General features: G+C 44.2%; 17 protein-coding genes and 1 tRNA gene. 3 read left to right on the forward strand and 15 right to left on the reverse strand.

Annotation, left to right across the window (positions count from 1 at the left end; translation table 11 throughout):
• Positions 1-134 (forward strand): IS630 family transposase (locus NTW12_01045; protein ID MCX5844939.1); only part of this gene is annotated, 134 nt, incomplete at its 5' end.
• Between the two features lie 67 nt (positions 135-201).
• Here NTW12_01045 and NTW12_01050 read toward each other — a convergent pair.
• The 12 genes from NTW12_01050 to hisI all read right to left on the reverse strand — a co-directional run bounded on the left by NTW12_01050 (position 202) and on the right by hisI (position 9,741).
• Positions 202-612 (reverse strand): ribonuclease HI family protein, encoded by a 411-nt coding sequence (locus NTW12_01050; GenBank protein ID MCX5844940.1) that lies wholly within the window; start codon positions 610-612, stop codon positions 202-204.
• Complete coding sequence (locus NTW12_01055) at positions 605-1,327, reverse strand: C4-type zinc ribbon domain-containing protein (protein MCX5844941.1); 723 nt, start codon at positions 1,325-1,327, stop codon at positions 605-607. Before NTW12_01055 ends, NTW12_01050 begins: the two co-directional genes overlap by 8 nt.
• A gap of 271 nt (positions 1,328-1,598) precedes the next feature.
• Positions 1,599-1,674 (reverse strand) — tRNA-Ile (locus tag NTW12_01060).
• Between the two features lie 78 nt (positions 1,675-1,752).
• Complete coding sequence (gene rpoD, locus NTW12_01065; protein MCX5844942.1) at positions 1,753-3,501, reverse strand: RNA polymerase sigma factor RpoD; 1,749 nt, start codon at positions 3,499-3,501, stop codon at positions 1,753-1,755.
• Between the two features lie 57 nt (positions 3,502-3,558).
• Positions 3,559-5,340: a DNA primase gene (dnaG, locus tag NTW12_01070; protein MCX5844943.1), complete on the reverse strand. Its 1,782-nt coding sequence runs from the start codon at positions 5,338-5,340 to the stop codon at positions 3,559-3,561.
• A gap of 64 nt (positions 5,341-5,404) precedes the next feature.
• Positions 5,405-5,854, reverse strand: coding sequence for a GatB/YqeY domain-containing protein (locus tag NTW12_01075; GenBank protein MCX5844944.1), 450 nt, complete (start codon positions 5,852-5,854; stop codon positions 5,405-5,407).
• A 71-nt stretch (positions 5,855-5,925) separates the two neighbouring features.
• A complete protein-coding gene (locus NTW12_01080) occupies positions 5,926-6,270 on the reverse strand; it encodes a histidine triad nucleotide-binding protein (GenBank protein MCX5844945.1) in 345 nt (114 codons plus the stop codon).
• A 76-nt stretch (positions 6,271-6,346) separates the two neighbouring features.
• Entirely contained in the window at positions 6,347-7,072 is a 726-nt protein-coding gene (gene hisA, locus NTW12_01085; protein ID MCX5844946.1) for a 1-(5-phosphoribosyl)-5-[(5-phosphoribosylamino)methylideneamino]imidazole-4-carboxamide isomerase, read from the reverse strand.
• A gap of 86 nt (positions 7,073-7,158) precedes the next feature.
• Positions 7,159-7,899, reverse strand: a complete 741-nt coding sequence (locus NTW12_01090; protein MCX5844947.1) for a DUF4136 domain-containing protein — start codon at positions 7,897-7,899, stop codon at positions 7,159-7,161.
• Positions 7,896-8,483 (reverse strand): imidazoleglycerol-phosphate dehydratase HisB, encoded by a 588-nt coding sequence (gene hisB, locus NTW12_01095; protein MCX5844948.1) that lies wholly within the window; start codon positions 8,481-8,483, stop codon positions 7,896-7,898. Before hisB ends, NTW12_01090 begins: the two co-directional genes overlap by 4 nt.
• A 14-nt stretch (positions 8,484-8,497) precedes the next feature.
• Positions 8,498-9,370, reverse strand: a complete 873-nt coding sequence (gene hisG, locus NTW12_01100) for an ATP phosphoribosyltransferase (protein MCX5844949.1) — start codon at positions 9,368-9,370, stop codon at positions 8,498-8,500.
• Positions 9,367-9,741 (reverse strand): phosphoribosyl-AMP cyclohydrolase, encoded by a 375-nt coding sequence (gene hisI / locus NTW12_01105; protein MCX5844950.1) that lies wholly within the window; start codon positions 9,739-9,741, stop codon positions 9,367-9,369. The genes hisG and hisI overlap by 4 nt, the downstream gene beginning before the upstream one ends.
• 564 nt (positions 9,742-10,305) lie before the next feature.
• On the opposite strand from hisI, the gene NTW12_01110 reads away from it, so the two are divergent.
• The gene (locus NTW12_01110; protein ID MCX5844951.1) at positions 10,306-11,202 is read left to right on the forward strand and encodes a lysophospholipid acyltransferase family protein; all 897 of its coding nucleotides are present in this window, start codon (positions 10,306-10,308) and stop codon (positions 11,200-11,202) included.
• Positions 11,184-11,576 (forward strand): hypothetical protein, encoded by a 393-nt coding sequence (locus NTW12_01115; GenBank protein ID MCX5844952.1) that lies wholly within the window; start codon positions 11,184-11,186, stop codon positions 11,574-11,576. The genes NTW12_01110 and NTW12_01115 overlap by 19 nt, the downstream gene beginning before the upstream one ends.
• Positions 11,577-12,357: 781 nt before the next feature.
• Here NTW12_01115 and NTW12_01120 read toward each other — a convergent pair.
• The 3 genes from NTW12_01120 to NTW12_01130 all read right to left on the reverse strand — a co-directional run bounded on the left by NTW12_01120 (position 12,358) and on the right by NTW12_01130 (position 15,254).
• Positions 12,358-13,659: a phenylacetate--CoA ligase gene (locus tag NTW12_01120; protein MCX5844953.1), complete on the reverse strand. Its 1,302-nt coding sequence runs from the start codon at positions 13,657-13,659 to the stop codon at positions 12,358-12,360.
• A gap of 18 nt (positions 13,660-13,677) precedes the next feature.
• A complete protein-coding gene (locus NTW12_01125; GenBank protein MCX5844954.1) occupies positions 13,678-14,421 on the reverse strand; it encodes an ABC transporter ATP-binding protein in 744 nt (247 codons plus the stop codon).
• Between the two features lie 80 nt (positions 14,422-14,501).
• Complete coding sequence (locus NTW12_01130; protein ID MCX5844955.1) at positions 14,502-15,254, reverse strand: ABC transporter ATP-binding protein; 753 nt, start codon at positions 15,252-15,254, stop codon at positions 14,502-14,504.
• Positions 15,255-15,416 lie beyond the last annotated feature (162 nt).

A 15,416-nucleotide genomic window follows, 5' to 3' on the forward strand; every position in this document is an offset into this window, starting at 1 on the left:
ATATTGAAGAATTACGCCAAGCCATTGAGGCATTTGTCGCCGTCTATGGTCCCAAAGCCAAACCCTTTGTCTGGCGAAAACGAGAAGTCAAAGGATCGCAACTCAGAAATACTATCGTTAATTTATGCAATTAAACACTAGCAACTCCGGACATGAATGCTTTGATAGAATTCAGGATTTAGAATTTCGTGCTCAGAAATTTCAGAGCGCTTCATCAATAGCTTCATTTGCCAATCTATCCGCTATGTGATTTTTACTTCTCGCTACATGCTCTACAGTATAACTGTCAAATTGTGATAATAATTTTTTCACATCGTGCATCAGCACTTTGAGGTTTTCATTTTTTACTTTATACGTGCCGTTGATCTGATTAACCAGAAGCTCTGAATCAAGAAAGATGTGCAATCGCCTGCATCGCCTCTTTAACGCTTCCTCCAGACCAAGAATCAGTGCTCTATACTCAGCAATATTATTCGTGCACAACCCTAATGAATTCTTTGCCATGGCAAATATATTCCCTTTCTCATCCACCAAGACAGCTCCTGCGCCACCCTGGCCGGGATTTCCCCTGCACGCCCCATCGGTAAAGAGGTTAAAGGCAAGATCAGCCATTAGTTTTATCCTGATCATACCAGTATATTATCCGGTTGCAGTTCGGACAGTATAGTAAATCTATAGACCTCTGCAATTCAATATACAATTGAGGAGGTATATTCATATAGCAGCCGCCACACACTTCTCTCCATACCGATACCACAGCCAAGCTATTTCTTGCATTTTTGATTGTTTCATACTTTTTGATAAGCTCACTACGAATCTTTTTTCTGATATTATTACTTTTCTGCTGATAGTCTGAAAGATCGACATCAAGGTGACTGATCTCTTCTTCTGTCTTTTTCTTTTCCTCTTCATACTGTAATTTGTACGTATTATAATCCCTTTTTTTTGCTTCTAATACTGCCTTGGCATTATCAATTTCATCCAGAACGGAAATAATCTCATCCTCAATCTCGCTGTTTTTTTTCTCTACCGTCTCAATTTCTTTTAAGATAGCCTGATACTCTTTATTCGTCTTAACCTCGTGCTGGCGATCTTTTGTCTTCTTTATGTTCTCAATTCCTCTTTTTAGCTTATCTTCCTTTTCACTATGTCGTTTATTCAATTCTTCCAGTTTCTTCTTGCCTTCCTCCATGCTCGCAGTAAAAGCCATGAATTCCTCATCCATGTGCGTAATTTTTTCAGGCAGTTCCCTTTTTTTAATGCTTATCTTGCCTATTATCAAATCAAGTTCTTGAAGCTCAATTAAATATGATAACTGTTCTTTCAAAAATCTTCCCTTTCATCCCATAATATTGACCGGGGTCAAATCCATCTAACTATTTATGAAAACAAGAGTTCCCTACCGATAAATAAAAAAAAAGCACCAACATGTGGTGCACTTTTTTCATGAGGATATTTCCCCGATCCTCTGTTGAGTTACTTGCCGGTGTCTTTCCGTAACACATGCAAGCCTTAATCTGGCAAGAATTATTGCGCAACATAACACAATATACCTTTTGTTCGATATAAAATTGCAACCTCTCAGCCTTTGAATTATATGGTGGGCCCACCTGGGTTCGAACCAGGGACCTACCGGTTATGAGCCGGTGGCTCTTCCAATTGAGCTATGGGCCCCTCATTATTTTTTTTATGAACTATGCTCCTAATGTCTAATTTTGATATTTATACTACTTGCTTAATTTATGTCAATATCTATTTCGCTTCAGGCCTGAATACTTTCCTCCTGGACGGATTTCTTAACTTTCTCACCGCAGTTGCTTCCAACTGTTTGTTCCGCTCCCTGTTAATTTCTAAATGATCTTTTTCCCTCTCCGATGAATAAATGCCCCTTTCGCTGATTCCAAAGCGCATCCTGAGCACTTTCTCTTCTCTCGGAGTTAATGTTGATAATATCTTTCTCGTCTGTTCAGCGAGATTCATGCTTATCGTAGCATCCGAAGGAGACATAATCTTTTTATCCACTATAAAATCACCGAGATGACTATCCTCTTCCTCACCTATCGGCGTCTCAAGAGATATAGGTTCTTTGGCAATCTTTAAAACTTTCCTTACCTTTTCCAAGGGATACTCCATCTTATTTGCAATTTCCTCAGGATTCGGTTCCCTCCCCAACTCCTGTACCAGATAACGCGACGTTCTTATCAACTTGTTTATTGTTTCAATCATATGAACGGGAATTCTTATAGTCCTTGCCTGGTCGGCAATTGCCCTCGTTATTGCCTGCCTGATCCACCATGTGGCATAGGTAGAAAATTTATATCCCCGCTGATATTCAAATTTATCAACGGCCTTCATCAGACCAATATTCCCTTCCTGGATCAGATCAAGAAATTGCAATCCTCTACTTGTATACTTTTTGGCAATACTGACAACCAGCCGCAGGTTCGCTTCAACCAGTTTCCTCTTTGCTCTCTCCGCCCTTCTTTCTCCTTTTTCGATTAAAGTGACCACCTTTTTTAAAGCAGTAAAAGAGAGTCCCGTTTCCTGCACAATTGCAGTTGTCCTTTTTTTAGCTTCCCCGACAATTGCTTCGCATTCTTTCAACTTCTCAATGGAAACCTTTGTTTCTTTATCTACAATGCGACCCTCAGGTAATTTTTTTATTCGTTCCCACGCTTTCTCCATCTCCTTGAGGGACAATCCCGTTTCTTCCTTACACCTGCGGATTTTATTATCCGCCTTTTCTCCCTCCGCCACATAATTCTTCAGCTTCGAGACCATTCTTTCTATATTTTTTTTGCTAAACTTGACTTTCCTGCACAAGCTGATGATTCTTTTAGTGTATTTTTCTAACTCCGCCTCGATAATAATTTTCTCTTCATTATCAACGCTTTTTGATTTAAGCTTCGCCTTGAGAACATCATTTTTCTTGTCTAAAGATGTTATTTTGTCAAGTAATTTCAGGACTCTTTCTTTGTGCATGTCTTCTTCAACGAAACCATCTTCATCTTCAAGATTGGCCAATATACTCTTTATGCGGAGATCGCCACTCTTCAATCTTATACCAATATCAACAACATCCTTTACTGACGACGCTATACCAAAGATGGAGTCCATCACATCCTTCTCTCCATCTTCGATTTTTTTGGCGATCTCAACCTCTCCTTCTCTGGAGAGCAAGGATACAAGGCCCATTTCGCGAAGGTACATCTTGACGGGATCACCAGTCTTTCCAACGGTAGCCATAAGGTCAAGAATATCTCCTTCTTTGACTTCCAGTCTTTCATCAGTAACTTTTTTAACGACAAGCTTTTCCCCTTTGTCTGAATCAATAATATCTATATTTTTCTCACCAAAGAGCATGATGATATCATCGATCTGATCGGAAGATATGATATCAGAGGGCAGCAAATCATTAACATCATCATAGGTTAAAAAACCCTTCGATTCTCCCAATGTTATCAACTTTTTAAATTCTTCTGATTCTATTTCTTTTCCCATATTGGTCTCTCCCCGGTGTTTTTACTCAAAACAAAAATTTACAGAACACTATCGTTTTCACAATAATGTTTCTTCTTCTCTTCTTAATCTTTCCTTTTCTGCTAATAGTCTGTCGCATAACTGACGATCGCCAGTTTCGTCAGCCTTGCTCATCTGCCTATTCAGAATCTTGTACTTTTCCCTGAACCACTTTCGTTTAATTTGTTTCATTGCATCGCTCGTCACACGATCAATAATCTTTTCATCATAGGGATTTTCATTGATCATTTTTTTAAGAAGCTTTTGTCTGATAATTTCATTATCAATGGTCTGTATGAACACTGATGCATCAAAACCCTCCGGACCCTCCTTTTCAAAAGAATCTCTCAGTCTTTCTGCAAGTGATTGTAAATTCGCGCTCATAAAACAATCAAATATTTTCTTTTTAACGATTTCAGGAATCTTATGAGGGTATTCTAACATGATATGGATAAGACTCAACTCTACCATGTCTATTTCACTATCTCGTTCTCTTAAAACGTCTGGCGACTTTCCGGTCGGTACTTTTAAAGCGCGATTAACCTCTTTTGTTAAAAGTTCCTGATTTAAGCCTAACTTTTCCGATACCCTTTTTATGAACAGATCTCTCTCATTTTCATTATCAATATGGATAATAAGGGACACAGATTCTCTCAGAGCATCTCTCTTTTCCTCAAGGGTAGCTACTTTCCCGATGATATTTTCAATATAATAATCAATCATGGACTGGGCGCGATGAATGAGTCCCTCAAAGGCTTCTCCGCCGAATGTCCTTATATATTTATCCGGGTCATAGCCGTCCGGGAGCACAACAGCCTTTGCATGCACATTACCGGCAAGAAATAGCTCAATACTCCGCGCCAGTGCCTTTTTCCCCGCATTATCAGGGTCAAACGCGGCAATAGCCTGCCCCGTATACCGCCTGATCAGATCAACATGGTCTCTCGTCAGGGCTGTCCCGAGGGTGGCAATAACGTTCCTGATACCGGCGCCCCATAGGGTAATTAAGTCAAAATACCCTTCAACGAGTATGGCATAACCTTTCTTGCGAATGTCCTCTTTTGTTCGGTTCAGGCCATAGAGGTTCCTTCCCTTGATATACACGGGTGATTCGGAAGTATTTAAATACTTTGGTTCGCCATCCCCGATAATTCTGCCGCCGAAGGCAATAACGTTACCTCCGACATCTTCAATGGGGAAAATTAATCTCCCCCGGAACCGGTCGTAAAAAGATCCCCCTCCGTTTGTTTTCGCAATGATCAACCCCGCCTGTTCAACGAGTTTCAAAGGAATTTTTGCTTTCTCACAATATTCTCTGAGATGTCTCCACCCATCAAGGGCAAATCCGAGGCAAAATTCTTTGATTACCTCCTCTGGTATTCCCCTCTTTCCCAGGTATTCTCTTGCCCCTTTTCCTGCCGGTGAGTAGAGGTTCTCAGTAAAATATTTCGCTGCCGCTCGATTAATACGGTTAATTTCATCCCTTACACTTGAGCGTTCTTTATCTTCACGGGTTAGAACCCTTTCCGGTATGACAACCCCTGTCTTTCCCGCCAGGTGCCTTATTGCCTCGGGAAATGACATGTCGTTCATTTTCATCAAAAACGTCACGACATTGCCTCCCTCCGCGCATCCGAAGCAGTAGAATATCTGTTTGTCACGGTTCACCGTAAAAGAAGGTGTTTTTTCCTTGTGAAAGGGACAGAGACCGAGAAAGTTCCTCCCGCCCTTTTTAAGGGTAACATATTCTGACACCAGGTCGACGATATCTGCCCTTCTCTTTACCTCCTCTATCTTCTCCGGAGAAATGTGTCCTTTCACTACGTCGTCCCCTTTAGTTCACCAGGGCTAACAGATCTTTCAATACTCCTGTCATGATGTCATTTCAGGATGACAATCTTTCTTTAATTTTCTCACTAACTATTTTACCATCCGCCTTGCCGGTTAACTTCGGCATGAGAACCTTCATAACCTTTCCCATATCTTTGATACCGACAGCGCCGACTTCATTGATGACCATTTCGATTTCGTGATCTATATCTTCCTCCGACATCTGCTCAGGCATAAATTCCTGAATAACCTTAAGCTCCGCCTCTTCCTTATCAACCAGATCCTCTCTTCCACCCTTTTTGAATTGGTCGATCGAATCTTTTCTTTGTTTCACCATAGACGACAACAGCTGCAGAAACTCTAATTCATTCATTTTCCTCTTCAGGTCTATTTCCCTGTTATGAATGCCTGTCTTCATCATTCGTATCGCAGACAATCTTATCTTATCCTTTGCCCTGGCTGCCGAGATCATTTCAGCTTCAATTTTTTTGTCGAAGTCCATCATATCACCTGTATTATTTACTAACTTTATTAAAGTATACCTCTTTAATGATTTGTCAATGGAACAACAAGAAATCAGGCCAGCCCGTCCTTCAGCTTCTTTCCCCCTAAAACATGCATATGCAGGTGAAAGATGACCTGTCCTCCTTCTTCGTTACAGTTTATCACAGTGCGAAATCCTCTTTTGTCAATACCTTTGATCCGTGCTACCTCCCGCGCAGCAGCAACCATAGCGTTCACAGCGTTCATATTTTCAGCCGTCACATCCAGGAGAGTCGGGATATGCTTTTTGGGAATAACAATAACATGGACAGGAGCCATAGGATGAATATCATCGAAGGCCACTACCTCACCATCTTCATAAACTTTGCTGCTCGGGATTGTGCCATTTACAATTTTGCAGAAGAGGCAGTCTTCCATTACACAGACCCTCCTTTTTTAAAGTAAATCTCACCACCTGAACGGCGGGGCTTTTAAGAATGAGTTCCCTCAGAACTCAACGATTTGAAAGGCTTATAGCTTCCTTCAGGGATATGGCGCCTGAATATAGGGCTTTACCGATGATAACACCGGTTACTCCATACTTCTCTATTTCAAGGAGTTTTTCTATATCATGAATCCCTGATACACCTCCTGAAGCAATTACCGGTATATCCACAGCTTCTGCAATGGTCCTGGTGGCTTCCGTATTGACACCAGTTTCCATACCGTCTCTTTTGATATCCGTATACACAATAGCTGCCAACCCATATCCTTCATAACGTCTGGCAACATCAATAGCAGACTCAGAAGTTTGTTCAGTCCACCCCTGGACTGCTACCTTACCACCATTTGCATCAATACCAAGGATAATCTTGCCTTTGTAAGCATTGCAAACTTCCCTGACAAATCCACTGTCTCTCAGTGCTATAGTTCCCAGGATAATCCCGTGTACGCCCATTCTTATGTATGCTTCGATGGTTTTAATCTCTCTTATACCGCCGCCCACCTGGATTGGCACTTTGACTTCTTCGATGATACTCCGGATCACTTCCTTGTTCCGCGGTGAACCGGCAAGTGACCCATCGAGATCAACCACATGGATGCGCTCTGCTCCATTTGCCTGCCATGTTTTTGCTATCTCAACAGGATCATCAGAATATACGGTAACACGATTGAAGTCCCCCTGCGCAAGACGTACACACTGGCCATCTTTCAAATCGATTGCCGGTATAATAATCAATATTCAACTCCAGACAAGAAAAGCACTATATTCCCAAGACACTCATAAAATCTCACGAGCATCCTCTGTTTGAATACCGCCTCATATTACTCTTTTTTCAAACCGGGGAATTTTATCAGAATTTCATCAATACCCTCTGCCGTCAACTCCTTCGCAGTGACAAACCTCCCCCCCTCTTTATAAAAAGAAGAAATCTGAAGAATATTTTCCATCAATGAGGTTTGGGTCTTGTCGAAAACACCCCTCCAGACAACGGCTCCATCACTGACCCTGATTAGATGTATTTCAAAGGCAACAGAGGCAGTTTTATCAGCACCATAGGGATATCCCTTTCTTTCCCTGTAGCGATACACATAACTGAAGACAATTCCATCCGCTTCCAGTTCATTGCCAACTTTTTTTAATATTTCAATAGGGTCTGCTTTGAGAAAACCCGCGGCGACTCTCTCGTAAATACCTCCGACTCTGTCCGGCGGGATAAGATCAAATACTTTCCGATCAGTGAGATGTTCAAAAAAGATATCTTCAACAACTTTTTCTGCACCCTGTGGAAATTTTTCGGTACTGATGAGCTGGCCGCACAGAGGACAGCGCACTGTCTTGAAGGGCGCCTCTTCCGGGCTGATTCGCTGGAAGGGAGCTACGGCAATACGCTTAAAGACAACCTTGCCGTCATCTTTAAGAGTAGTAGATACACCACTGGCGTAATGGCAGCCGGTAACAAAAATAAGAATGAAAAATATAAGAAAGAGATGGCTTAACCGATTTAAAGCGCCGTAAGATGCTCTCTGGATAGTGCCACCTCCTTTTTGGAGACTACGGATCACAGACTTCCCTTAGTGGATAAGATGCCTTCTATGCGGCCGTGAATGGTCACTGCTTTTCTCAAGGCAAGTGCAAAGGCCTTGAAAATCGCCTCTGCTATATGGTGGCTGTTCTTACCATAAATGAGATTAATATGCAAGGTCATTCCGCTATGGTCTGAAAAAGATTTAAAAAATTCCTTTATCAGGGCGTAATCAAATTTACCTGTTTTTTTGCTCTTAAATTCCACGTTGTAAATCAGATAAGGTCTTCCGGAGATATCTATTACCACACTGCACAAACTTTCATCCATAGGAACGATGGCCGATCCGTAACGGGCGATCCCCTTTTTATCACCAATAGCTTTCTTAACGGCGTCTCCAAGACATATTCCCATATCCTCAACCAAATGATGATCATCAATATGTGTATCACCTTTGCTGTTTATAACCAGATCAATAAGACCATGCCGGGCAAAGAGGTTGAGCATATGATCGATAAAGGTTATTGTGGTGGATATTTTCCCATCCCCGGCGCCATCGAGATTAATTGCTATTGAAACATCTGTTTCCGTTGTTTTCCTGTGTATCTTTGCCTCCCGTGCCATAATCGTCATGCCTTTCAGATAACTTTATTCAAGGGATATTCAATAATACCTTCGGCCCCGGCCTCTTGAAGTAAGGGGATTAAATCGCGTACAATGTTCGCGCTAACTATTGTCTCTACGGCATACCAATCATTCGAGTACAAGCCGGATATCGTGGGCGCCTTCAGCGATGGAAGCAGAAGGACAACCCGCCCAAGATTCTCCTTTGAAACATTCAACTTCAAACCCACCTTACCCATCGCCAGTAATGAACCATTAAGTAACGTCCTGATCTGCTCTATCTTCTTCCTCTTCCAAGGGTCCTCCCATGCATCGGGATTAGCAATGAGCTTTGTATTCGTCTTCATCAGTTCATGAACGATCCTTAACTTATTGGCCTTAAGTGTCCTTCCCGTCTCGGTCACCTCAACAATAGCATCCACAAGACCTTCGACAACCTTGGCCTCCGTTGCGCCCCAGGAAAATTCGACATGAACAGTGATATTCCTCTCCCTGAAATACCTTTCCGTGAACTTGACCAGTTCCGTCGAAATTTTCTTCCCCTCCATGTCCTCGAGGGCCAGGATGGGAGAATCATCTCTGACCACCAATACCCACCGAGCCTGCCTTACCGACGCCTTCGAATAAATCAGATCCTGTACTTCAACAACATTTGAGTCATTCTCAATAATCCAGTCCTTCCCCGTAAGGCCCAGATCCAGCGTCCCATCCTCAACATATCTCGCCATCTCCTGAGCTCTCACAAGTGTACAGGAGATCTCTTCATCATCGATATCCGGGAAATAACTCCTCTCATCGTATGAAATACGCCAACCGGCCATTTTGAAAAGATCAACCGTTTTGGCTTCCAGGCTTCCCTTCGGTATTCCCAGCTTTAATTTCTTCATTTATAAACATCCTCCGGCTTAAATACGGGTTTTCCTATGATTTCGGTCTTTTCGTTTATGACCCTTCTATAAAAACATGACTTATACCCGGTATGGCATGCGGCGCCACCTATCTGATGGACTTTCAACAAAAGCGTATCAGAATCACAATCAACAAGAATTTCCTTAACAAGTTGGACATGGCCGGATGTTTCACCCTTAACCCACAGCTCATTTCTCGACCTGCTCCAGTAAGTGGCCTTTCCCGTCTCCAATGTTTTCAACCATGCCTCGCGACTCATGTAGGCAAGCATCAGGACATCTCCTGTCTCATCATCCTGAACGATCACCGGCACAAGTCCGTCGCCTTTTCCAAAATCAATTTCTACCACGTGTCATTCTCCATTTCTTTTACAATTTATATATATATGCAGTACGCTACAATATTTTGCATAATTTTTCTAACTAATTGAAGAATTTATTTTAATCAAGCATTATTTTTTATGTACGCTAAGAATTAAAAATGCCCTCAGTGGCATATGATGAAAAAATAGTTTTAGATTCCACATTCCGACAGAAAAGACCATGACTGTAATACATTAACTTTCCTCAACAAAACATGAATTTACGGACATTGTCTGATAAGATACTCCTTCCTGTGCTACACAACCAGCCAACTTTGACGAAGATGCATGATTTCAATCCATTATCATGGATGTTCTTTCCTCAATAATTATGGTATGAATGATAAGAAATATGAGCATTCGGTTCTGTGATGGTGTATGGATGGCGGATAAATGGTGACATACTGTGGCACCGCCGGGAACCAGGCGATAAGAGAAAAACAATCCTCACTCTCCGGAATCTGCAGAAACCGCTCTACTCGACTCAAAATGAAAGAAACAAGGAACTGAAACGATCGCTTTCCACTGTCCTGCTGTAGCACTGAGGATCTCATGCCTGTAGAAAAGACAAGAGCAACGAGTATCATCCTGTTTTGTTGCCAGTGCGTTCCACTGCCTATCCGTAAACTTTTCTTCAAGTCCCTCCTGATGCTCTTCTATCATGCAGTGGCGAAGCATCGCCTCATCGCATTGCATAACCTTCGTTGCGCTTTTCCGGAAAAAGACATGGAGGAACTGAACAGGATCGCCAAGGGAGTCTACCGGAATCTGGCCATTACGGCGGCGGAGTTCTTCAGTCTGCCGTCCATCACCCGGGAGAACCTCCATGAATGGGTCGAACTGGAAGGTCTGGAGCATTTTGAAGCGGGGATTGCCCAGGGCAAGGGACTTCTCACTATTATTGCCCATTTCGGCAACTGGGAGTTGATGCCTGTAACCGTCCCCCTGTTACTCAAGTTCCCCAAGCCCTCGTATATTGTCTATCGTCCACTCGACAGCCCCGTCCTCGATAACATGATCGAACATGTGCGGACGATAAACGGCAATGAAATGATCCCGAAAGGTGGCTCCGGCAAACGAATCATGGAACTGCTCAAGGAGAACCACGCAATTGCGATCCTCAGCGATCAGAACGTAGCCGCCCGAGAGGGGGTCTTTGTCGATTTCTTTGGCCGCCCCGCATGTACAGGTGTAGGACTTGCCGTCCTGGCCCTGCGGTCCGGGGCGCCGGTCCTCCCAATGTTTATGGCGCGGCAGAAATCGGGAAAGTACAAGTTCATCCTGAAGCCCCTGGTGGAGATTTCCCAAACCGGGGACTATGAGAAGGATCTCCTTGAAAATACACAGCGTTTCACCAAGGTTGTGGAAGATGTCGTCCGGGAGTATCCGGATCAGTGGTTCTGGATCCACCAGCGCTGGAAGACGAAAAAGTGGCAGATCGGGCTGTAATAGTTCATGGTACTGCGCGTCAGGATATCCACAAAACGGCCGCTGGCTCAGGCAAAGAATATCCTGATCCAGGCAATGCAGCAGGGCCTCCTGAGGACAACGGAACAGATATGCAGGCATACAGAATTCATAAAATGGTCATTGCCGCCGATATTGCAGAAGAAGCCTGTGACTTTTATCGCAATGAAATAGGCGGTACCCTGCCCGATGTGATTGAAGAACTGCCCTATTTGATGGAAGTATGCTGTGACGACGGAACCGTTAAAACGATCAAAGCGCGCATCAACGAGGAACTGGACACCCGCAATGCCTGGCTGATGATGGGAATCCCCTGTGAACTCCACCGGCCCTTTGTCATCGGAAACCTGCCATGAAAGGCCCTCGTGGATTCTCACATTGTACTCCGCATCGAATTTGAGTAAAAAGATCGTCCCGTACCCGGGGAAGACTGAGTGGCTGGTTGCAATCGTTCAGGCCGCTCGCAACGAAGACCTTCACAGCGCAAACTTTTCCGGAACAAAACGTACCAGCGCAAGACTTACCGGTGCAATTTGGACTAACGGGAAAAAATGCAAAGAAGGCTCCATCGGAAAGTGCATAGGGTGATGGAGCAAGAGAAATAGTTTTGCGACAGGCTCCAATCAGGATACTTATAACTCGACAGTTATTACCTGATGATGTCGTGCTTGTTCTTTCTTTCCACCGAGAATCATTTCTCCATGAGAATATTCCAGATTCAACAGGTGTAGGGGATGTCTTCGAGTATATATCTTCCTGTAACATACAAAATGCCATCCAGATGAAACATCCATGATTACTAAGTGGTAATGATAATCTTGTGGATCATTTCTACTTGACACAGAGATAACCCTCCCTATAGAGTCTAAATTACAAAGTGGAGAGCGTCTCACTTATATTGGCACAGGGGGAGTGAAGAATGATCATCTTAAGGATTTTAGCGCTCGCCAACTTGGAGTGTTTATTTGTAATCTATCATAATTTTGGCCATTGCTTTTGTATTTGTGTGATGGATTTGTACTTCTACTGGACGTTATTACACATTTCCGTAATCTCTCCATTACTCATGGAATATTGAGGCTGATGACTTGAGGGAGGGGCGTCGATCAGATGGGAAATTTTTCAAAGACCCCTCGATTAAGTCTTACGGTTATCCATAACCCTTCCCGTCTTCCCTTCATGACGGTAAATCGTGTTCGGTCCAACCAGTTTCACCGCTGCGCTTACTCCTATTACCGACCTTATCTTTTTTTCAACCATCTCCAAAAAGGCTTTTTGCACCTTCATTTCGTCGAAGAAGATACCTTCCGTGGCCTCAATATGTACCTCCAGGAAATCCTGAGCCCCCTTACGATCTACGACGATCTGATAATGCGGTTCCGCTCCCACTATGGCAACCAGTACCGTCCTTATCTGTGAAGGGAATACGTTCACCCCCTTGATGATGAGCATATCATCGGATCGTCCTAAAGTCTTATTCATCCTGGCAACAGTTCTCCCGCACATGCACGGGGCATACTCAAGAGAGGTAATGTCTCCGGTGCGATAACGGATCATGGGAAATGCCTCTTTCGTGAGGGTGGTCAAAACAAGCTCTCCCACACTGCCGGCCGGCAACTGTTTCCCCGTGAGAGGGTCGATGATTTCCGGTATAAAGGCGTCTTCAAAGATATGCATGCCGCATTTATATTCACATTCGCCTGCTACGCCCGGGCCGATAATCTCAGACAGGCCGTAATTATCGGTGGCGGTAATGCCGAGCTTCGATTCAATCTCCCCGCGCATGGCCTCCGACAACGGCTCCCCTCCAAAAAGCCCTACCCTCAATGCCAGCCCCTTGGGGTTAACACCAATCCGCTCCATTCTTTCTGCCAGGATTATTGCGTACGTCGGTGTGGAAACAAGCGCCGATGTTTTGTAGTCCTGCATGATCATTATCTGCTTTTCCGTATTGCCTGTGCCCGTTGGGATGACACTTGCTCCGATGGCCTCCGCCCCATAATGAAACCCGAAGGCTCCCGTATAGAGACCGTAACTAAAGGTAACCTGAACCATATCATCGCGGGTGACCCCGGCTGCCGTCATAACGCGGGCTACCAGATTCGTCCATACTTTGATATCATTTCTCGTGTAGCCGACCACGACAGGTTTTTCCGTTGTGCCTGATGATGAATGTACCCGGACAACCTCGCGAAGGGGAACTGCAAACATGCCGTAGGGATAATTCATCCTCATATCCTCCTTGGTGGTAAAAGGAATTTTTGCCAAGTCGGAAAGAGCTTGCATATCCTCGGGAACTATCTTTGATTCATTAAATATCTTGCGGTAGAAGGTCACATTTTTATACACCCTGTTGAGCGTTGCCTGCAGTCTTTCAAGCTGAAGCTGTTCCAGCTCTTCACGCGGCATACATTCATATTTGGCTTCCCAGATCTTCATAACCACCTCACGTATTTTTTAACGTTCCCAGATTTCCTTCTTGTCCCTGCCGAGATACGCCCGCTGAACATCCTTATTCGCGAGAAGTTCCGATGCCGTCTCCTCGAGAATTACCTTGCCCGTTTCAAGGACATATCCACGATCAGCAGCCTTCAGCGCCACTCGCGCATTCTGTTCTACGAGAAGCACTGACGTTCCCTGCTGCTTGCGGAGTTCCTGGATTACCCGAAAGATCTCCTGGACCAATAACGGAGCAAGTCCCATAGCCGGTTCGTCAAGGAGGAGCAGCTTTGGTTTTGCCATGAGAGCCCGGCCTATGGCCAGCATCTGTTGCTCACCTCCCGATAGAGTTCCCGCAACCTGTTTCCGCCTTTCCAGAAGCTGAGGGAAAAGCACATAGACTGTGTCCTTGTCTTTCATTATTTCTTTTCTTTTTTCTCCAGCACGAAAGCGGAGATACGCGCCAAGTTCAATATTGTCATCAACGGTAAGGGGTTTGAAAACCTGCCTCCCTTCGGGAACCTGAGAGATACCGAGCCTGACTATGCTATCCGGAGAAAGGTTGTTTATCAAGGCGCCATCAAAATGTATTTCGCCGTTCAAAGGGGGTGTAACGGCAGAAATCGTATTCAGGATTGTCGTCTTGCCGGCGCCGTTGGCGCCGATCAGGGCAACGATCTCTCCGGCGCTGACATGCAGGGAGACATTCTTCAGTGCCTGCAATTTACCATAATATGTGTTGATGTTTTTAAGTTTCAACATTGCTATGAAAATAACCTCTGGATATCCCCTCTTATCTAATAAAACCACCCTCAATCCCCCTTTACGAAAGAGGGACTTTATTAATCCTCTCCGAGATAGGCCGTGATTACTTTTTCATTTTCCTGAATCTCTCGCGGCGTCCCTTCCGCAAGTTTATGCCCGAGATTGAGAACAACGATGCGATTGCAGATTTCCATAACCAGTTCCATATCATGTTCCACCAGAGCTACCGTCACCCCTGAATCATTTATTTTTTTTATCATTATGGCAAGGTCGGAAGTCTCCCTGCTGTTAAGCCCTGCCGCCGGTTCGTCCATGAGGATGATGTGCGGTTCAAGCGCCATCGCACGAGCAATTTCGAGGAGCCTTCCTTTTCCAAAGGGTAAATTTGCTGCTGTGGTATGCGCCAGATCCGCGATACCGGTAAATTCAAGCCAGGAAGCTGCTTTTTCTTTTATAAGGCGTTCTTCTCTTAAATGTCCGGGTAATTTAAAAGCTGAGGCAATGATGCCGCTTCGAGATTTTGTATGGCGGCCGACCATGACGTTTTCGAGAACGGTCATTTGGCCGAACAATTCAATGCCCTGAAATGTGCGTACCATACTGAGTCTTGCGAGCTTCTCCGGTGGAAACCCGGTTATATCTTTCCCTTCATAAAATACCTGACCGGATGTAGGGCTATAGATACCCGTTACGATGTTAAACAGGGTTGTTTTGCCGGCTCCGTTTGGACCAATGATACCCGTAATCTCGCCTGATGCAACGGAAAAGGAGACATCCTGCAAAGCCGTAATGCCACCGAATATCTTGGTCATTCCCTCTATTCTCAGCACCTTAAAGAAATCCCCCCTCACCCCAATACTGATCGGCATGGATATTGCTATCTCCTATAGTGTAATGAAGCCGCTGAGACGGTTCGATGCCCTATAACCAGCCCCTAAAACTTTTTTTTACGATTCGTGCATTTTTTGCTGGACTCATCCTTCCTTTTCGGG

This window comes from Deltaproteobacteria bacterium, from assembly GCA_026388545.1.
Taxonomy (GTDB): domain Bacteria; phylum Desulfobacterota; class Syntrophia; order Syntrophales; family UBA2185; genus JAPLJS01.